Source organism: Haemophilus parainfluenzae, from assembly GCF_036288925.1.
Classification (GTDB): domain Bacteria; phylum Pseudomonadota; class Gammaproteobacteria; order Enterobacterales; family Pasteurellaceae; genus Haemophilus_D.
Genome location: NZ_CP127167.1, coordinates 1095051 through 1112736 on the forward strand (window position 1 = coordinate 1095051; position 17686 = coordinate 1112736).

Consider the following 17686-nt stretch of genomic DNA (forward strand, 5'->3'; position numbering starts at 1 on the left):
TCTCTCATGTTAATGTTTCTATTATTGGACACGAATGTAATTGCTTTTCAGCTGGACATCGTTGTTTTAAGTCGTCTAACATAGTTTCAATTCGTTTTAAATCCTCTATTTGTTTTTGCACTTCCTTTTGTTTTTTAGAAACAAATTCGAACATATCTTGACAACGAACTTCATCTTTATCTACAACAGCAAGTAATTTATAAATCTCGCTTAAAGAGAAACCAAGTTCCTGTATTCGTTTAATAAACCCAACACGCTTAACGTCATCATATGAATATATCCGATAACCAGCTTCCGTTCGGTGAGGTTCTTGTAATAAATTTTTTCGCTCGTAATATCTGATCGTTTCTTTATTAACTCCACATTTATCTGCAAACTCACTAATGCGATAAATCATCTTATTTCACCCCCTGAATATTATAAACCATGTACCATAGTACACGGTCAAGTAAATTGGACTATTTTATTTTTTTCCCAAAGTATCACTCGTATGTGATTGATACTTTTATATAATACTATTGATTATCCTAACATCCCACCAGAAAATCCAATTTAAACACCAGTTGTTTTTAAACTATTAAGAAAGTAATTCCATTATATATTCCGAAGACCCAAAAAAAGAAATAATGCTAAAAAATGCATTTAATGAATTTTCATTAAAAATGGATAAAAGAGAAAAAGAACAGTTATCTGAATTAGAAAATAAATATTCTAGTAAAAAGAACAGTCTTTCTTCAGATAAAAATAAAGCTATTTCTGATTCAGAACAAAAATTACTAGAAAATGAAAATCATTATAAAAGAATGTCTAGCCAAATCGAATTAGATGCTAAAAACTATAAAAGAGCAGGAGCAAGTGATAAAGAAGTGTCTGAGTCTTTAGAACGTAACAAAAAGGAACTTTCTAATAATTACAATCATCATAAAAATAGATTCAATCAAGAAAGGGATGATAAGGTTAAGAATATTGAAGATAATCTTAGGATTTTAGAAGAATCTTACCCTCAAGATATTAATAGAGTAAAAATTTATTATCAACAAGAAAGGGATAAATATTTATCTGAAACTAAAGAACAGTTAGATAAAATGGTTAGAGAACATGAACAAGCAATAGAAGTTTATAGAAATCAATATAACAGTGGCATAAAAGCACCTATACGTTATAAAATTGAAAGTAGTGATAATGGAAAAGATTTTTATGTAACTATTCAATAAAAAATAAAGCCTAATAGATTAACTCCCTATTAGGCTTTTATTTTATAAAGTTAAATTTATATTAAGGTATTCCATGAGAGCATTTTGAAGTGGTATAACATCTCTCCTAGATTTAAATTTATGATCAACAATATCATTTAATTCTTTAAGGCTGGTTTTAATTTCCATAATTTCATTTTTTAAATCTAAAATATTCATTTTACGAATGAAGTTTTTTACTTTTTTAGTGTATTCTTATTCAATTCATTTTCCATTATATTTAATATTCTTCTCATTTTAACCATTCTTTTAAAATCATTATCTTCTATATTCAATATACTATTAATACTTTCTTCAAATGAATCGTATCCATCCAATAATTTCTCATTATAATTGTAAAAAATGCGATAGATACTGACTTTCCTATTCTTGCTTGAGTTCTAAAAATTGCTTGAACTATTTCTGATTTTACTAGATCTTTAGATTCTATTTTAGTATTTAATACTTCAGAAAGTCTCTGCATGAAATGAATTATTAAACCACTCACCAAAAAATATTATTGAATCATATTTTATATACTCATTTGTAGCTCTACACTTTCCTGAATTATAATGAATAACCTCATATTTATCTCGCAAATCTTTACTAATATTTTCTTTAATGAAGTTAGGTAGATTCTCTATATGAAATGTATTATTCCATGTAATAACAAGATGTTTATTTCCATTATTCATAGAAATATATTTCTCAAGTTTTCTTATGTCTTCAACAATATCTTTTTTATGTTTCTCATTACTTTTTCTTGTCCTTCGTGTTGATAACAATGTATCATAATAAATATTATTATTTATAACTACTTTACTTTGATTATATCTTTCTATATTCCAATTATTACTACCTTCAAATAAAAATTCTGCTGTGGCATCTAAAATAATTAATTTTGTATCTTCATCTATAAAGTCATTAATATCTTGGTGTATGATAATATCTGATGATATATCTGTATTAGATAGATCTCCTAAAGATACTATAAGTTTATTGAATAGCCAGCTAACTCTTTCATGATATAGTTTTTCATTTTTATATCAGGTAAATCATTAAATAATTCATTAAATATATTTTTGTCAAAATTTATTATATTCTTAATTGTCTCCTTATTTAGCCTTATCTCTTTTCCGTATATCAACTCTCTCTTATAAAGTTCTACTAATAATTTCTCATGTTTTACTACTATATCCGTATAAGGGGTCTGGAATTCATCAAAGATAACTAATTCTCTCTTTGTTATCTCTTTCTTTATGGGATCATCATAGTTAATAAATATATTGCTTGATTCATATAAAGCCCTCCAGTTATTAGTTACTACTATTCTATATTTTGACAAAGCATAAATATTACATTCTAATTCTTTTAATGTATCGCTTCCTTTATAAATTCCACAAATGGACTGTTTAGGATTTAATGCTTTAACATCAAATACAAGCCTTTTAATTTCTTCATTTGTTTTTACAATAATCAAAGTAGACTTATCAGTATTAGCACAAAGAACCTTTAAATTTGTGGTTTTCCCTGAGCCGCAACCCCAAGCTAAGACTTGCCTATTTGAATAGCTATCTATGCTATTCTTAAGTTTGTAACTGCTATCATCTACTTTATCTAGTAAATAGTTACGCCTAGAAAGTAGATAGTTATTATCATCTACATTGTAATCAATCTCATTATTTTTTAATCTCCATCCCTTCCATTTATCTGGAAAACTTACATTTTCTTTCTTCATAATAATCTCCATAAAAAAGCCACTAAATAGTGGCTTGGATTTAAATTTTTAGCATATAGATATTATCTATTTCAGTTCTTTTTAAATAATCTACTTTTATCAATTCATTTATAGCTTTAATGAATAAATCTCTTTTTAAGTTAAAAACAGATTCCGAGTTGAAAGTAGTTAACGTTATTTCTTTATTTTCATTTTTACTTTTTATGATTAATGTGTATAAGACATTTCTAGCATTGCTAGTTAACTTCTTAAAACGTTTCTCTAATGGCAATTTCCTATTAATAATTGAAAAAATCTTATCATCTACTGTTTTAAGCATAGATCACCTCATTTAGGTTTTTAATGTTGTTTAAGTACCGATTTACATCAGATTCAAAGTAGCCTACGGAGTTAGCTCCTAGGCTAACTTTTTTGGGAAAATTAGGCTTATAATAAGCAGAACTTTTATCCTGCCAAGTGTAGAATGTACTTTTAGATATTCCTAATATCGTTAAAAATTCTTTTACCCTGATTATTCTATCCATGGTAAAACCCCTATATATAAAAAGGGTATTACTCTTTAGTTAGTAATACCCTTATATTATTGCGTTTAAAAAAATGATCTGTAATATCACTTTTGATAAGGCGTATAGCCTCTATTTCATATATTAATAAGAAATCCTTACTGTTGTATGGTCTAACTAAAATCAACTTGAGACCATCCTATACTTCCTCCAGATTGCTTGCAAGCATTTTTTGAACAAATTTTCTGCTTTCCAACATAGGAAACTTATCTTATTCATTCTCATATATAACTAATGTTTTCATTAAGAAAATTTTTAAAAATTTCTGTCTAAAAAATAGTCGAATAATACTATTTTACTTTTTTAGATATTTTCCTATTGTTGTGCTACCATTAACTCACAAGGTAGCATACCAGTGCTTTAATTATTATAGATAATCTATCACTTCATTTTTTAGTAACACCAATAGTAACACTGAACACAAACCCAACAAATAAAGTTATTATAAATCAAAGTCTTATATTGCTAGTTCAAGTGAGATTATCCCACCAAATTTAGAACCTTGAAACTTAAAGTGAGTTTCAAGGTTTTTTTCTTTATGGAAAATCTACATTTCTTTCAGATAATTTAAGCCTAATCCATTCATTTGTCCCATAATCCAACTTTGTTTTTTACGAACTAATGCACTAGGCTTATTCACTTTATAGATAATCGGATTCGGTAAAACTGCAGCGAGTAATGCCGCTTCTGATTGAGTTAAGTTTTTCGCTGATTTTTTGAAGTAATAGCGACTAGCTGCTTCTACACCAAAGATGCCATGACCAAATTCTGCGATGTTCAAATACACTTCTAAAATGCGTTCTTTGGACCAAAAGATTTCCATTAATGCCGTTATGGGAACTTCTAATCCTTTGCGAAACCAACTTTGTCCATGCCAGAGAACGAGGTTTTTTGCTGTTTGTTGAGAAATCGTTGAAGCGCCTCGGATTCGGCGAGATTTTTCATTAAATTTAAAGGCCTTTTGAATTGCTTCAAAATCAAAGCCCCAGTGGTTGGGAAATTTTTGATCTTCAGCGGCAATTACCGCAAGTTGCATATTCGGTGAGATTTCATCAAGGCTCACCCAATCGTATTTGATTGAATAGCTGAAATCTAACTGTAATAAGTGCCCGATTTTTTGCTGTGCCATATAGGCAGAGAAGGGAACAGGGATAAAGCGGAAGCAAATGAAAAATGCCAGGATTGCGAGAGAAAAACGCCACGCAACCCGTTGCCAATTTTTTTTCCACCAAGAGGGGCGAAAAAGATGTAAAAGTGCGGTCAGAATTCGCTTAGTTTTTTGCAGCTTGCTCATCGAGTTGGCTTTTCACCCAGTTTATAAAATCCGGATCCATTGTTTTGAGCATATTAGAACCACGCGTAATGGTTGCTGCACTGGTATTGAGATTTTGTTGAATCTCTCGTTGTGAGAGATTTTTATCCAATAACTGTGCTACGATTTGTAAACGTAACCCCACCGCATCACGTTCATCAGGCGTGAGCAGAAGCGTTAAGAAATCTTGTGCTTTGCCTTGCTTAAATGCAGTTTGCAAGGTCGCGAGGAAAGCATTCCATTGTTCTAAATTGCGACTAATATACATATCAACAACCCTATACTATTAAACTAGTGCGACTAGTATAGCCGATCGTATTCCTCTTTGCTAAAGGTTTGTAATTTTTCTTTGTCTTGTAGGTTTTGATAGTAAAAATCGTAAGTTAATACGTTTTGAACATAACCTCGCGTTTCAAAGAATGGAATAGAGGCAATAAATTCATCCATAGCCAATTTGCCATTGGCTCTTGCAAGCCATTTTTCTACACGGCTTGCTCCCGCATTATAGGCGGAGGCGATCAAAATTCGGTTATTAGGGTATTTAGCATTTAACTCATTTAAGTGAGCCGTGCCGAGTAAAATATTATTAAGCGGTTTAAATAAATCTAACTCACCGTTATAAGGAAGTTGCTGATTTTCTGCTGTTTTTTGTGCAGTACTCGGTAATAGCTGCATTAATCCTCGAGCATTTGCAGAAGATTGTGCCATTGGATTCCAAGCACTTTCTTGGCGAGCAATGGCCATGGCAAAAGTTTTGGTTACACGATTATCCACAATCGCTTGAGGTTCCGTTGCGCTGAGATTCCCATTACTGAGGGCAATATCAAAATATTGACTGTAAGCATTTGGTAAGCGTAAGTCGATATAATCCCAAGCTTTTGCAATAATTGAGCCATCTACGCCCAATTCAAACCAATTTTGTTCATTTGCATATTGGCTTAACGCAAGTTGTTTCTCTTGCGGTAATTTTTCTAATAGAGAACGCCAACGTTGTTTGGCTGCGCCTAATCGATCTAATTGACGCAGTTCTGCAATCTCAGCTAATTCAGCTGAATACTCCTCTTGGATATTGGACTCTTGAGAAATTTTAGGCATTTCCAGTTTGTAGGAATGGCCTAATTTGACCGCTGCTAACATTGGATAAAACCCACGTTCTTTCGATAAAGCTTCTAATCGTTGTTTCGCATCTTTATCGGATGCTTGAGCAGCTATTTTAGCCATCCAATAACGCCATTCTTGTTTTTGCTTCGCTTCATCTGAAAGGGCATTCAACCAACCTAATAAATCCGTTTGTTGCCAAATAGCCGTACGCAAACGACGTTCAATGAGGTTATCTGCATTGAGTTTTAGGATTTCTTGATCGCGCCATTGCACAAAGTTAGGGCTTTCGTTATCAAAGAAACGGCTAATAAAGGCGATTTTCCAACCACGTAATTCACTTTCATTTAATTGCCAAGTCTTAGCCCATTGCTCGTAAGGAGTGAAAGTTGGCTCATTCATATTTTCCGGAATGGTTCGCAAATAACGAGCAAAACCGAGCACTACAGCAAATTTATTGGTGATTTTATTCGTATTATCATTAATTAATGGTAATTTCTCGGCAAGTATTTTCAAATTGGCTGGATTTTTTAAGAGATCCTGATAGAGCGCTAAATGAGCGGCTACTTGCTCATCTTCTTTAGCATTCTCAATTTTTTCTAACTCTTTAGCGAGTATTTCTAATCCTTTCGCATCATTTTTACTGAAGAGCATTTCCGCTTTTTGATAGATCTTCTCTTCAGCGCGTCCACCTTGTGAATACCAAGCCGCCCAGAGTTGAGCATCATTAGGAAGCTCTGCATTATTGAGCCAAAGTTGTTCATATTCAGACAAAATAGCCGATTTATTCTTGTCGTTTGATTGGTTTTCTGTCGTCTGACTGGTATTGGCTGCCTCTATTTGATATTTAGCTGTAAGCACGGCAATTTGTGTTTCTAAATTATTTGGCTTGAGTTTGGCGAGAGATTGAGTATCTTCAGCATTGGTGAATAACGTAAAAATACGTTGTTCTAATTTTCCACGTAGGAAATGAGAGGAATGTTGCTGAATAAATTGTTCAATGTCTGTTCGCAATGCATTCACTTCTTCACGAGGTGTATCGCGATTAACGGTTTTTACACGTGCATCTAAATAAGCCGCTATAGCATCAGTTTGCAATGGATAACCTTTTAAAGAATCAATAAGCCCAAGAAATAATTTGGCATTATTAGAAACATGATTATTTTTGACCGCACTTTTTAGGAGCGACTCTAATTGCAGAAAAGTCGCGCGTTGTTCAATCAGCTTTAATTCATGAGCGTGCTGTTGCTGTGCCCATTTGGCTTGTTCTTCTGCAAGGTTAATTTGTGGCGCTGTTTCATTTTTGCTTTTATGGGCATGCTGATTAGCCAAAGCTGAGCCTGAAAGTGCGGTTAAAATCAATAACGAAATTGTCGTGTGTTTAAGTGCTCGCATAGGAGATTCCATATAAAGAGAAAGACGGATATTTAGATCCGTCTTTGAGTGTAGCGTTCGTTTTATTTAGAAAACTTTTTTGAAAGGCTTCACAATCACATCACCGTAAACGCCAGCTTCAACATAAGGATCTTGTGCAGCCCAGTCTTTTGCTGCAGACAGACTTTCGAATTGAGCAATCACAGTCGAGCCGATAAAGCCAGCTTCGCCTGGATTTTCATCGTCAATGGCAGGATTAGGACCTGCTGTTAATAAGCGACCTTCTGCTTGTAATTGTTTTAAACGAGCAAGATGTTGCTCACGTACAGTAAGGCGTTTTTCTAAAGTACCAGGAATATCTTGGGCAAAAATTACGTAATACATCATTTATCCTTTTAACAATTTAATTCTTCGATAGAGGCTAATGCTCGTTCTAGTTCAAGATTACCTTCACGTGGAATAGAGCGGGATTTGCCGTCTTTTCCTACGGCGACAAAGGTAAATACAGCATCTGTCACGCAGTAACGTTCCCCAATTGGTTCACTGGCAACTTTTTTCACCCATACTTCTACCTTGATTTTAATAGAAGAACGACCCACACTGAGACATTGGCCGTAACAACACACCACGTCACCGACGGCGATAGGCTTAATGAAATTCATACTTTCTACGGCAACGGTGACAACGCGACCATGAGCAATTTCTTTTGCTAGAATTGCTCCGCCCATATCCATTTGTGACATAATCCAGCCACCGAAAATATCGCCGTTGGCGTTGGTATCTGAAGGCATAGCCAAGGTGCGTAGTAATAATACGCCTTTAGATTGACGACCGTCTTTATCGATAAGATTTGAAACCATTATTTTTCCTCATCATTTTTTTGATCATCTTTAGGTAAGTAACGGTAAATATAAGCACCGCTGACAATTGTTGCAACAAAGGTCATACCAAGTAAACCAAAAGATTTGAAATCAACCCAAGCATCTTCAGACATATTTTGGCTGATATAAATATTTACCAGCATACACAGAATAAAAAATCCTGCCCAGCCTACATTTAATTTGTTCCACACATTATTCGGTAATTGGATTTCCTTGCCTAATAACTTTTTCACCAGTGGCGTATTGAATTGGAATTGTGCAACCAATAAAACAATGGCAAATAAGGCATTAATAATCGTGACTTTCCATTGTAGGTATTTGATTTCATTGAAATAGGCAGTGAGCAAACCAAAAAAGACGACAGCAATTGCCATGATTTTTTGTTGTTTCTCAATCATGCCATATTTCAGTTTTAGTACAACCATCTGAATGATGGTCGCGATCACTAAGACAATCGCCGCCTCACGCACCCCAAACATTTTGTAGGTGATGAAAAAGAGAACAAGAGGAATAAATTCAAGAAGTTGCTTCATATTATGCCTTCATAAATAAACTGTAAAAACGGTAAGTAAATACTAAAATAAATAGTTGAAATAATGCTACCAAAATGCCAAAAATCACACTTAGAAATGATGTACCTAGGATTGCACCAACGCTATTCACTAATAAAGGTAGAAGTAAATAAGTGATCAAAGCATAAATAATCAATATGCCATTACGTTTAACACCCGCACGCCACACTTGTAAAGCACTTTGCCCGATAGATTGATTGGAAGCAATATAATGCACGGGCGATAAGCATAAACGAACAAAGAAAAACAAGCCAAATACCATTGAAAAAAAGGCTAGAGGGGAGAGTGCATTTTTGCTTAAAAATGAACTCATAACATCAACGATACCAAATAAAAGCGGCAAGCTCATAAAAATATCTAAAACCACCACACCTAAAAAACGACGTAATGTCAGCATGAGACCTTGATTAATCGGATTTTGGTTTTGCTGGCTAATATGATGAATGGTTGCAATACCGAAGGTCGCAATAAAAGACATCAATAATTGTTGGAATACAAAAGATCCAATCAGAGCAGTTGGCTCCACTTTGCTTAATGCATCAATAATGTCTTGTTGTGATGGATTAGGATTATCACCCAAACTCGGCATTGGTACACTGACTAATGCATTAATCAATTGTGAGACAACAAAAATCCCAACGAAAATCAGCACGGTTTTTCGCTGATTACGCATAAAATTGAGGCTATCTTGAAAAATCTGAGTAAAGTTAATTTGCATCTTATTTTCTCGGTAAAAAAAGTGAGGTAATTATACAAGCTTTGACATCAAAAAACTAAAAATACGAAGAATTGCTCTAGATTAAAAAAAATTTTTTAATTAATTTCAAAAAATTTGACAGAGATCACGGTTTAATACCCCAAAATAAGTATTATTATAACAAGAGATAGTATTGTCCGAATGCGGACTTAAAAGATAATGACTAAGGAGTCAAAATATGAAAAAAACGGCATTAGCATTGGGATTAAGCGCAGCATTATTAGCAGGCTTTGCAAATGCACATCAACAAGGTGATGTTATTGTAAGAGCGGGTGGTGTTCTTGTGGATACTCACACGAGCACAAATAGCGATGTCTTCAAATTTAAAGTGAACAATAATACTCAATTGGGGTTAACGGGTACTTATATGTTCACTGATAACATCGGGGTAGAATTACTTGCGGCGACACCTTTTAGTCATGAGATTAAGTTAGGGTCTGCTTTAGTGGGTAAAACTAAACATTTACCGCCAAGTTTATATGCTCAATACTATTTCTTGGATAAAGATGCTAGTGTACGTCCTTATATAGGTGGAGGTCTTAACTACACCACGTTTTTCAGTGAAAAAGCTAAGTTAGCTGGTGTATCTAATCTTAGATTAAAAGATTCAGTTGGCCCGATTGCGAATGTGGGTATAGATGTTAAACTGACAGATAACCTTTATTTCAATGCGGCAATGTGGTATGCGCAAATTAAAACCAAAGCGCGTTTTAATTTAGCTGGTGAAAATCATACGGTGAAGGTGAAACTTGACCCTACAGTATATTTCGTCGGTTTAGGTTATCGTTTCTAATGGAACCTTGTTCTGAAAAAAGCGGTACACAGTGTGTACCGCTTTTTATTTAACGTTATTCAGCGGCATAGCCAGATATGGGTAAAGGGGAGTCGTCTAAATATGCTATACCGTTTTCGAGTTTTAATCGCTCCTCAATAAACCATTTAATCACTAAAGGATAAATATGATATTCCTGTTCACGTGTACGAAGTTCAATCTCCTCGACGGTATCACCAGGGAAAATCGGTACTTTAGCTTGTAACACAATGGCACCGCCATCGATCTCTTCATTGACAAAATGCACGGTTGTACCATGTTCGCTCTCGCCATTCTCAAGTGCTCTTTGATAAGTATGTAACCCAGGATATTTTGGAAGAAGGGAAGGGTGAATATTTAAAATTTTCCCAGCAAAACGTTGTGTGAATGGTTTGGTTAAGATTTTCATGTAGCCGGCTAACACAATGAGATCAACATTGAGATCATCTAAATAATCACCTATAGCCTTATCCATATCGAGATTAGAGGCAAAATCTTGGCGCAAAAAAACTCGGCTAGGAATGCCCGCACTTTCAGCACGTTCTAAGCCAAATGAATCGATTTTATTACTGATGACAGTCACAATCTTTCCAGGAATAAAACCAGTTTGACAAGCCTTAATTATCGCTTGAAGATTTGATCCTTGTCCTGAAATCAGGACGGCAATTTTTTTCATATTATTCTACATAAAAGAAGGGCGAACCTTTCATTCTGAAATTTTCGCCCTGAGATGGAAAAGAGATATCATTTAATGATAACTTGTGGTTCGTCATCTGTTGCACTTTCGATATGACCGATTAACCAGGCATTTTCACCCGATTGTTTTAAAATCGTTAAAGCGGTTTCCACTTGCGATTGTGGTAATGCAATCACCATGCCAACGCCGCAGTTGAACGTACGGTACATTTCATAGGTTTCAATGTTGCCTTTTTCTTGTAACCATTTGAATACGGGTTGCCATTCCCAACTGCTTTCATAAATAACGGCTTTGGTATTTTTTGGTAATACACGGGGAATATTTTCCCAGAAACCGCCACCCGTTAAGTGTGCAATAGCATGGACTTCCGTTTGTTTGATTAAAGCGAGAACAGATTTTACATAGATTTTTGTCGGCGCAAGCACTTGTTCACTTAATGGACGACCATCTAGTTGCTCAGTGGCTGGGTTGACGCCAGCAACATCAATGACTTTACGAATTAAAGAATAACCATTTGAATGCGGGCCACTTGAACCTAGTGCAATTAAAGCATCTCCTACTTTAACTTGGCTACCATCAATGATTTCTGATTTTTCAACCACGCCCACACAGAAACCTGCAAGGTCATAATCGCCAGCGTGGTACAAGCCTGGCATTTCGGCGGTTTCACCCCCGACTAATGCACAACCTGATTGTACACAGCCTTCAGCAATGCCTTTCACTACATCGGAGGCAACATCTACGTCAAGTTTGCCTGTGGCGTAGTAATCCAAGAAGAATAAGGGTTCGGCACCTTGCACGACTAAATCGTTAACACACATAGCAACCAAATCAATACCGATGGTATCGTGTTTTTTTAAGTCAATGGCCAGGCGTAATTTAGTGCCCACACCGTCTGTACCTGAAACAAGGATGGGTTCTTTATATTTGCCCGGAATGGCACATAATGCACCAAACCCACCTAATCCCCCGATGACTTCAGGGCGAGTTGTCCGCTTTACGTGTGGTTTAATACGTTCAACTAATTCGTTACCGGCATTAATATCCACGCCTGCATCTTTATAACTTAATGATGGTTTGCTCACAATGTTGTCCTATATTTTTAGGTTAAATGATAAAACGGCGTGATTGTACCAGATCAAGCAAACGTTTGCGATAGTGATTTAATCATGATTTAAGCAAAAAATAACCGCGCTTTATTTTTAATAATAAAGTGCGGTTATTTTCTAGAATGTTTTTTAGCGATTCGCTAATTCGAAAATCATTGCTTCAGCCTGGCAGCTAAATGTAAAACGTGCCGTTAAATTGGCGCCATTTTCAGTTTCTGTGATTTCACTTTTAATATCGCAAGGATCACTTTCTGTTTTGCGTGCTTTTTCAACGAAACAATTAAGTGCCGCTTCAGCTTCAGCTTTATTTGCATAGGTTTGATGAATATCAACAGCGCAATCTGAACCGTCAATAATCGTCCCCACATCAACACAACTACAAGTGAGAGATTCTTCAGCTTTGCATGTTACAGTCATAGGATTTCCTTATTTAAAAATTAAGATTGGCTGTATTTTAGCACTTTTGAACAACTCTGCAAAAATAACCGTATTTTAAATTGAAATATGATTTATTGAATAGTGGTCGGAACACTTATAAATTAGTTTAAAATAATTTGCACTCTATTTCATGGAGCTTTAGAATCTGGGAGCTTTTTATTATTAGTCACAATAGGTTCTCGATGAAAAAATTTCATAAAACGCTAGTAGCGATGGCGATCTTATCTACTGCAAGCGGTGTAAATGCTGCTGCATTCCAATTAGCAGAAGTGTCAACGTCAGGTCTTGGTCGTGCTTATGCCGGTGAAGCTGCAATTGCGGACAATGCCTCAGTGGTTGCAACTAATCCAGCATTAATGAGCTTATTTAAAACCAACCAATTCTCTGTGGGTGGCGTTTATGTGGATTCTAAAATTCGAATGAGTGGTCCGGTTACCGTTAATGCATTAGGTCGTACTGTTGCTGCAGGTTCTGCAGATCATGATAGTGTTATACCAGATTCATTGATTCCGAATATGTATTTTGTGGCACCAATTAATGACAAATTTGCCATTGGTGGTGGTATGAATGTGAATTTTGGATTAAAAAGTGAATATGAATCAGATTACAACGCAGGAGTATTCGGCGGTAAAACTGATTTAAGTGCGATTAACTTAAATTTAAGCGGTTCATATCGTGTGACTCAAGGTTTAAGTGCTGGTGTGGGTTTAAATGCAGTTTATGCAAAAGCAAAAATTGAGCGTAGAGCTGGTGCTCTGGCTGATGCAGCTCAATATGTTGGTAAGGCTGTACGCGAAGGAGCTATACAATTACCTCCTACAGCTGGTCCATTATTGGCTTCATTAAGTAGCGTTCAAAAAGATACTATTCTAACTCAACTACAAGACAAAGCGGCTTGGGCTTTTGCTTGGAATGCTGGTGTAATGTATCAATTTAATGAAAATCATCGAATTGGTTTAGCTTACCATTCTAAAGTAGATATTGATTTTACAGATCATACAGCAACTAGTTTACAAGCTCAGCGTATTGGGCAAGAAGGTGGTTTAAAGCTCAATTTGCCTGATTATTTAGAGTTTTCAGGATTTCACCAATTAACCGAGAAATTTGCTATGCACTATAGTTATAAATATTCTCACTGGAGTCGTCTGAAAAACTTATATGCAACGTATCATGCTGATGGCGTAGAAGCATTTCATAAGAAAATGTACTACAGAAATAGTTCGCGTGTAGCACTAGGTGGAACTTACGATGTGGATGAGAAATTAACTTTACGAGCAGGTATTGCTTATGATCAAGCTGCAGCAACTGAATATGCTAGTGCGGCAATTCCTGATACAGATCGTACTTGGTATAGCGTAGGTGCTACATATAAATTTACTCCAAATCTTTCAGTTGATTTAGGCTATGCTTATTTGAAAGGTAAAAAAGTTCATTTCAAAGAAGAGCAAATTATCCGCAATGGTGCTGTAGTGGTAACTGGAAATTACACCTCTAAAGCAAGTGCAAATCTTTACGGTTTGAATTTAAATTATAGTTTCTAATCGGTTAGAAAATTTAGCATAATAAAGCACACCTCCACACGAAGTGTGCTTTTCTTTTTTATAAAACAAGGCAAAAAATGACCGTACTTTATTATACTTATTATCCTTCTCCTATCGGGCGGCTTTTAATTTTATCTGATGGTGAAAGTATTACACATATTGATTTTGAAAAAGAGCAATATGAACCTAATCCTAAATGGCATAAAAAAGATGAATTGCCTGTTTTTCAAAAAGTATACTTGGCTTTTGAACGATATTTTAGTGGAGAAGTCGAGCGTTTTTCAGATATCCCCTTGAAGCCAGAAGGTACAGCGTTTCAACTCTCTATTTGGCAAGCTTTACGCGAAATTGATTATGGTGAGCTTTCCTCTTATGGTGATCTTGCGTTGCAGATTAATAATCCTAAAGCGGTTCGAGCCGTAGGTGGTGCGGTAGGGAGTAATCCGATTAGTATTATTATTCCTTGTCACCGCATTTTAGGTAAAGATCGTACTTTAACTGGTTTTGGCGGAGGCTTAGAGGCAAAACGTTTTTTATTACAATTAGAAAAAATTCCCTATATTGATAAAGGTACTGAAAATACTAAGCCTCGCTTTTTTAAGAAATATCACGAATGATTCCACAAACCCTTGAACAATTACTTTCCAAAGCACAATCCATAGCTGGCTTAACTTTTGGTGAATTAGCTGACGAATTACATGTTCCAGTTCCACCGGATTTAAAACGCGATAAAGGTTGGGTTGGGATGTTGCTTGAAACTGCATTAGGTGCTACGGCAGGCAGTAAGGCTGAACAGGATTTTTCCCATTTAGGCATTGAATTAAAAACTTTACCCATTAATGCAGAAGGCTTTCCGTTAGAAACCACGTTTGTGAGTCTTGCGCCCTTGGTTCAAAACTCCGGGGTAAATTGGGAAAATTCGCACGTTCGTCATAAATTATCGAAAGTCTTGTGGATTCCCATTGAAGGCAGTAGAGATATTCCTTTACGTGACCGCCATATTGGTCAGCCTATCTTATGGCAACCTTCGGTTGAACAAGAACATCAATTACGCCAAGATTGGGAAGAGTTGATGGATTATATTGTGCTCGGAAAGTTAGATCAGATTACGGCACGTATTGGTGAAGTTATGCAACTGCGTCCAAAAGGTGCAAACAGTAAAGCCATTACGAAAGGCATTGGTAAAAATGGGGAAGTGATTGATACTTTGCCGCTGGGGTTTTATTTACGGAAAGAATTTACGGCAGGCATTTTAAACGCTTTTCTTTATCATAAAAATGGGTGAATCATCACTCATTTTTTATTTCTCTAAGTTCTGAAAAACACAGAAAAAACCTACCGCACTTTGTAAAGTCTCTCCATAGAAAATGAGTGGGATACGATTTCGTTGCCAAGGCGGAACACCGAGCTCTTGCCAAATTTTTTTCATGGTTTCGGCTGGGCGATTATGCTGTCGTTTTACTTTGCCAGTATAAGCAAATCGTATTTGAATCGGCTCTTGTGTATTAGCAAGTTGAACTTGTTTGTCATTCCAATGGACTAAAATGCCTTGCTCATTGTTGATTGCATAAATTCTTCCAAGATTATCAGGCAAAAGAATCTGTTGATTTAACGGCATATCAAGACAAGTTTGCGACAAATCAGCGAATTTCCCCGTTAAATAGAGACATTCCTGATAACGGCGAATAATATGCTCCCCGAGTTGAAATTGTGGGGATGCATCCGCTTTAGCCTGAATAACATCATCAATAATATGCATTAATTGAATCTGCGTAGGCATAGCAATCTGATTTTTAGCCAGCCACATACGCAAAAGTGAGGTTTGTTTTTGCGGTGAATAGTCTAGAAAGTTTATGAGCGAAAACTGTTTTTGATCCTCAAGAATGTGCTGCTCAAAGCAGGTCTGTAATAATTCATTAATCAGTTGTTGTTGCTCAAAACAATGTTGTGCGGCACGCTGAACAGCATGATCAAAATGTTCCCAGCGTTGACGTATTTCAGGCAAAATTTGGTTACGTAAGAAATTGCGATCGTAATGATTATCTTGATTGCTTTCGTCTTCGACCCAAGACAGATTTTCTTGCTGAATGTAATCTTCTAATTCATTACGGGTAAAAGAAAGAAGCGGGCGTAGAATAGACATCCCGAACAATTGACTTTCTTTTTGCATTGCGCCTAAACCTTGTAATCCCGCGCCTCGTTTTAGCGCTAGGAAAAAAGTCTCAGTTTGATCATTTAAATGATGTGCAGTGACCAGATATTCATCTGGCTGAATATGTTTCAAAATCGCCTGATAACGGGCTTCTCTAGCGCCAGCTTCAATGCCATCGTGCATTTCCACTTTGACTCTTTCAATAATAAGTGGAATGGCAAATTGTTTACAGAGTTGTTGGCAATGAGCCGTCCAAGCATCCGCATTCGGGCTTAATCCGTGATGGATATGGATAGCTCGCAGACTTAAGTGCGGTCGTTTTTCGCGGAGTTTTTTAACTAAAGAAAGCAGTGCAGTTGAATCCAAACCACCGCTAAAAGCAATGAGAAGCTTATTGGCGGTGGTTGGGATTTGAGCTTGGAATAATGAAAAAAGATCCATTAGGCAACTTTAACAGCTTTGTAGTTTGTGCTTGGATTTAAGATCTCAAAACGTGCAGCAATAGGTTGGAGTTCGTAAGATTTTAAATCAAAGGTAGTTTTCATTACGCCTGCCACCGCATTATTCATTTTTTCAAAAGCTTCAACATCGTTGCCACAGTTTAAGTAATGCGCCAAGAAAGTACCCGCAATTAAATCACCCACACCAACAGGTTCAAAGTTAAATTTATAAAGCGGACGGCTTAAATGCCATACACCTTCAGGTGTCGCCATAATAATTTCAAAGGTATCGGGATCATTTAATTTACCCGCTTTACCTAAGTGTTTAACCAACACTTTTTTCACACCTTTAGCCACTAATGCATTGGCGGCTTTCAGCACATCGTCAAACGTATTGATAGGGAAGTCAGAAAGCGTACGAAGTTCGGAAAGATTTGGGGTCATGATATCCGCACGTGGAATGGCTTTTTCAATTAAGCGTTCACGTACACCATCGGCGACCACGCAGACTTTTTCGGCATTTGGCATCACTGGATCGCACAAGTAAAGTGCATTTGGGTTACGTGCTTTGATTTTTTCTAAAGCATAGATAATTTGGTCAACTTGCTCAGCTGAACCTAAATAGCCAGAAAGCAACGCATCACATTCTTGCAGTTTTCCAATGGCATCTAAACCGTTAGCAATTTCACCAATTTGCTCTTGTGGAATCACCATGCCTGTCCATTTACCATATTGAGTATGGTTAGAGAATTGCACGGTATTGAGTGCCCATACATCCACGCCTAATAGCTGCATTGGAAAGGTAGCAGATTTATTACCAGCGAAACCATAAACTACGTGAGATTGGATTGCTAATACGTTTTTCATTTTAAGTTCTCCTTTTATATTATTTTAGGCATTGATGCTGTTTTTTGCATCCATGCAACATTTTTTTCAAAACACAAAAAAGAGCGGTTAAACTAACCGCTCTA

Annotated in this window: 21 protein-coding genes; 5 read left to right on the plus strand and 16 right to left on the minus strand. The window is 36.0% G+C overall.

Features of this window, described 5'->3' with window-relative positions:
* Positions 1-4 precede the first annotated feature (4 nt).
* Positions 5-397 (minus strand): mercury resistance transcriptional regulator MerR, encoded by a 393-nt coding sequence (gene merR / locus QQS40_RS05585; protein ID WP_005644354.1) that lies wholly within the window; start codon positions 395-397, stop codon positions 5-7.
* 229 nt (positions 398-626) lie between these two features.
* Between merR and QQS40_RS05590 the strand changes: the two genes are divergently transcribed.
* A complete protein-coding gene (locus QQS40_RS05590) occupies positions 627-1214 on the plus strand; it encodes a hypothetical protein (RefSeq protein ID WP_005644465.1) in 588 nt (195 codons plus the stop codon).
* 1006 nt (positions 1215-2220) lie between these two features.
* On the opposite strand, the gene QQS40_RS05595 is transcribed toward QQS40_RS05590, so the two are convergent.
* The 10 genes from QQS40_RS05595 to QQS40_RS05640 all read right to left on the minus strand — a co-directional run bounded on the left by QQS40_RS05595 (position 2221) and on the right by QQS40_RS05640 (position 9488).
* Positions 2221-2970: a DEAD/DEAH box helicase family protein gene (locus tag QQS40_RS05595; protein WP_329506670.1), complete on the minus strand. Its 750-nt coding sequence runs from the start codon at positions 2968-2970 to the stop codon at positions 2221-2223.
* Between the two features lie 40 nt (positions 2971-3010).
* Entirely contained in the window at positions 3011-3289 is a 279-nt protein-coding gene (locus QQS40_RS05600; RefSeq protein ID WP_010129410.1) for a hypothetical protein, read from the minus strand.
* Positions 3282-3494, minus strand: coding sequence for a helix-turn-helix transcriptional regulator (locus tag QQS40_RS05605; protein WP_010129411.1), 213 nt, complete (start codon positions 3492-3494; stop codon positions 3282-3284). Before QQS40_RS05605 ends, QQS40_RS05600 begins: the two co-directional genes overlap by 8 nt.
* Positions 3495-4080: 586 nt before the next feature.
* Complete coding sequence (gene mtgA / locus QQS40_RS05610) at positions 4081-4827, minus strand: monofunctional biosynthetic peptidoglycan transglycosylase (RefSeq protein ID WP_289901378.1); 747 nt, start codon at positions 4825-4827, stop codon at positions 4081-4083.
* Positions 4805-5113 carry a trp operon repressor gene (gene trpR / locus QQS40_RS05615; RefSeq protein ID WP_289901377.1) on the minus strand — a complete coding sequence of 103 codons (309 nt, stop codon included), beginning with the start codon at positions 5111-5113 and terminating at the stop codon, positions 4805-4807. Before trpR ends, mtgA begins: the two co-directional genes overlap by 23 nt.
* Before the next feature lie 32 nt (positions 5114-5145).
* Entirely contained in the window at positions 5146-7338 is a 2193-nt protein-coding gene (locus tag QQS40_RS05620) for a transglycosylase SLT domain-containing protein (RefSeq protein WP_297569587.1), read from the minus strand.
* 66 nt (positions 7339-7404) lie between these two features.
* Positions 7405-7701 (minus strand): YciI family protein, encoded by a 297-nt coding sequence (locus QQS40_RS05625; protein ID WP_128787676.1) that lies wholly within the window; start codon positions 7699-7701, stop codon positions 7405-7407.
* Positions 7702-7712: 11 nt separating this feature from the next.
* Entirely contained in the window at positions 7713-8177 is a 465-nt protein-coding gene (gene yciA / locus QQS40_RS05630) for an acyl-CoA thioester hydrolase YciA (protein ID WP_049372961.1), read from the minus strand.
* A complete protein-coding gene (locus tag QQS40_RS05635) occupies positions 8177-8731 on the minus strand; it encodes a septation protein A (protein WP_289901375.1) in 555 nt (184 codons plus the stop codon). Before QQS40_RS05635 ends, yciA begins: the two co-directional genes overlap by 1 nt.
* Position 8732: 1 nt before the next feature.
* Positions 8733-9488, minus strand: coding sequence for a beta-methylgalactoside transporter (locus QQS40_RS05640; protein ID WP_289901374.1), 756 nt, complete (start codon positions 9486-9488; stop codon positions 8733-8735).
* 217 nt (positions 9489-9705) lie between these two features.
* Between QQS40_RS05640 and QQS40_RS05645 the strand changes: the two genes are divergently transcribed.
* Positions 9706-10320, plus strand: coding sequence for an OmpW family outer membrane protein (locus tag QQS40_RS05645; RefSeq protein ID WP_049356401.1), 615 nt, complete (start codon positions 9706-9708; stop codon positions 10318-10320).
* Positions 10321-10375: 55 nt separating this feature from the next.
* On the opposite strand, the gene purN is transcribed toward QQS40_RS05645, so the two are convergent.
* From purN to QQS40_RS05660, 3 genes are all read right to left on the minus strand, one after another.
* The gene (purN, locus tag QQS40_RS05650; RefSeq protein ID WP_289901373.1) at positions 10376-11014 is read right to left on the minus strand and encodes a phosphoribosylglycinamide formyltransferase; all 639 of its coding nucleotides are present in this window, start codon (positions 11012-11014) and stop codon (positions 10376-10378) included.
* Positions 11015-11082: 68 nt separating this feature from the next.
* On the minus strand, positions 11083-12120 hold the full coding sequence (gene purM, locus QQS40_RS05655) for a phosphoribosylformylglycinamidine cyclo-ligase (protein ID WP_329506681.1): 1038 nt from the start codon (positions 12118-12120) through the stop codon (positions 11083-11085).
* Positions 12121-12273: 153 nt separating this feature from the next.
* A complete protein-coding gene (locus QQS40_RS05660) occupies positions 12274-12561 on the minus strand; it encodes a YfcZ/YiiS family protein (RefSeq protein ID WP_289901371.1) in 288 nt (95 codons plus the stop codon).
* Positions 12562-12764: 203 nt separating this feature from the next.
* Between QQS40_RS05660 and QQS40_RS05665 the strand changes: the two genes are divergently transcribed.
* The 3 genes from QQS40_RS05665 (at position 12765) to mutH (ending at position 15408) form a co-directional block, all read left to right on the plus strand.
* Positions 12765-14123 carry a porin gene (locus QQS40_RS05665; RefSeq protein WP_289901370.1) on the plus strand — a complete coding sequence of 453 codons (1359 nt, stop codon included), beginning with the start codon at positions 12765-12767 and terminating at the stop codon, positions 14121-14123.
* Positions 14124-14200: 77 nt separating this feature from the next.
* Complete coding sequence (locus tag QQS40_RS05670; protein WP_289901369.1) at positions 14201-14740, plus strand: methylated-DNA--[protein]-cysteine S-methyltransferase; 540 nt, start codon at positions 14201-14203, stop codon at positions 14738-14740.
* Positions 14737-15408, plus strand: coding sequence for a DNA mismatch repair endonuclease MutH (mutH, locus tag QQS40_RS05675; protein ID WP_289901368.1), 672 nt, complete (start codon positions 14737-14739; stop codon positions 15406-15408). The genes QQS40_RS05670 and mutH overlap by 4 nt, the downstream gene beginning before the upstream one ends.
* A gap of 15 nt (positions 15409-15423) precedes the next feature.
* On the opposite strand, the gene tilS is transcribed toward mutH, so the two are convergent.
* A complete protein-coding gene (gene tilS / locus QQS40_RS05680) occupies positions 15424-16716 on the minus strand; it encodes a tRNA lysidine(34) synthetase TilS (RefSeq protein WP_289901367.1) in 1293 nt (430 codons plus the stop codon).
* Positions 16716-17582 (minus strand): pyridoxal kinase, encoded by an 867-nt coding sequence (gene pdxY / locus QQS40_RS05685; protein ID WP_049369150.1) that lies wholly within the window; start codon positions 17580-17582, stop codon positions 16716-16718. The genes tilS and pdxY overlap by 1 nt, the downstream gene beginning before the upstream one ends.
* Positions 17583-17686: the final 104 nt, after the last annotated feature.

Excerpts from the sequence above, each read along its gene's own strand:
- tilS (WP_289901367.1), bottom strand. The coding sequence starts at position 16,716 with ATGGATCTTTTTTCATTATTCCAAGCTCAAATCCCAACCACCGCCAAT.
- mtgA (WP_289901378.1), bottom strand. The coding sequence starts at position 4,827 with ATGAGCAAGCTGCAAAAAACTAAGCGAATTCTGACCGCACTTTTACAT.
- pdxY (WP_049369150.1), bottom strand. The coding sequence starts at position 17,582 with ATGAAAAACGTATTAGCAATCCAATCTCACGTAGTTTATGGTTTCGCT.
- QQS40_RS05665 (WP_289901370.1), top strand. The coding sequence starts at position 12,765 with ATGAAAAAATTTCATAAAACGCTAGTAGCGATGGCGATCTTATCTACT.
- QQS40_RS05620 (WP_297569587.1), bottom strand. The coding sequence starts at position 7,338 with ATGCGAGCACTTAAACACACGACAATTTCGTTATTGATTTTAACCGCA.
- QQS40_RS05645 (WP_049356401.1), top strand. The coding sequence starts at position 9,706 with ATGAAAAAAACGGCATTAGCATTGGGATTAAGCGCAGCATTATTAGCA.
- QQS40_RS05595 (WP_329506670.1), bottom strand. The coding sequence starts at position 2,970 with ATGAAGAAAGAAAATGTAAGTTTTCCAGATAAATGGAAGGGATGGAGA.
- trpR (WP_289901377.1), bottom strand. The coding sequence starts at position 5,113 with ATGTATATTAGTCGCAATTTAGAACAATGGAATGCTTTCCTCGCGACC.
- mutH (WP_289901368.1), top strand. The coding sequence starts at position 14,737 with ATGATTCCACAAACCCTTGAACAATTACTTTCCAAAGCACAATCCATA.
- QQS40_RS05640 (WP_289901374.1), bottom strand. The coding sequence starts at position 9,488 with ATGCAAATTAACTTTACTCAGATTTTTCAAGATAGCCTCAATTTTATG.
- QQS40_RS05605 (WP_010129411.1), bottom strand. The coding sequence starts at position 3,494 with ATGGATAGAATAATCAGGGTAAAAGAATTTTTAACGATATTAGGAATA.
- QQS40_RS05625 (WP_128787676.1), bottom strand. The coding sequence starts at position 7,701 with ATGTATTACGTAATTTTTGCCCAAGATATTCCTGGTACTTTAGAAAAA.
- yciA (WP_049372961.1), bottom strand. The coding sequence starts at position 8,177 with ATGGTTTCAAATCTTATCGATAAAGACGGTCGTCAATCTAAAGGCGTA.
- merR (WP_005644354.1), bottom strand. The coding sequence starts at position 397 with ATGATTTATCGCATTAGTGAGTTTGCAGATAAATGTGGAGTTAATAAA.
- QQS40_RS05635 (WP_289901375.1), bottom strand. The coding sequence starts at position 8,731 with ATGAAGCAACTTCTTGAATTTATTCCTCTTGTTCTCTTTTTCATCACC.
- QQS40_RS05670 (WP_289901369.1), top strand. The coding sequence starts at position 14,201 with ATGACCGTACTTTATTATACTTATTATCCTTCTCCTATCGGGCGGCTT.
- QQS40_RS05600 (WP_010129410.1), bottom strand. The coding sequence starts at position 3,289 with ATGCTTAAAACAGTAGATGATAAGATTTTTTCAATTATTAATAGGAAA.
- QQS40_RS05590 (WP_005644465.1), top strand. The coding sequence starts at position 627 with ATGCTAAAAAATGCATTTAATGAATTTTCATTAAAAATGGATAAAAGA.
- purN (WP_289901373.1), bottom strand. The coding sequence starts at position 11,014 with ATGAAAAAAATTGCCGTCCTGATTTCAGGACAAGGATCAAATCTTCAA.
- QQS40_RS05660 (WP_289901371.1), bottom strand. The coding sequence starts at position 12,561 with ATGACTGTAACATGCAAAGCTGAAGAATCTCTCACTTGTAGTTGTGTT.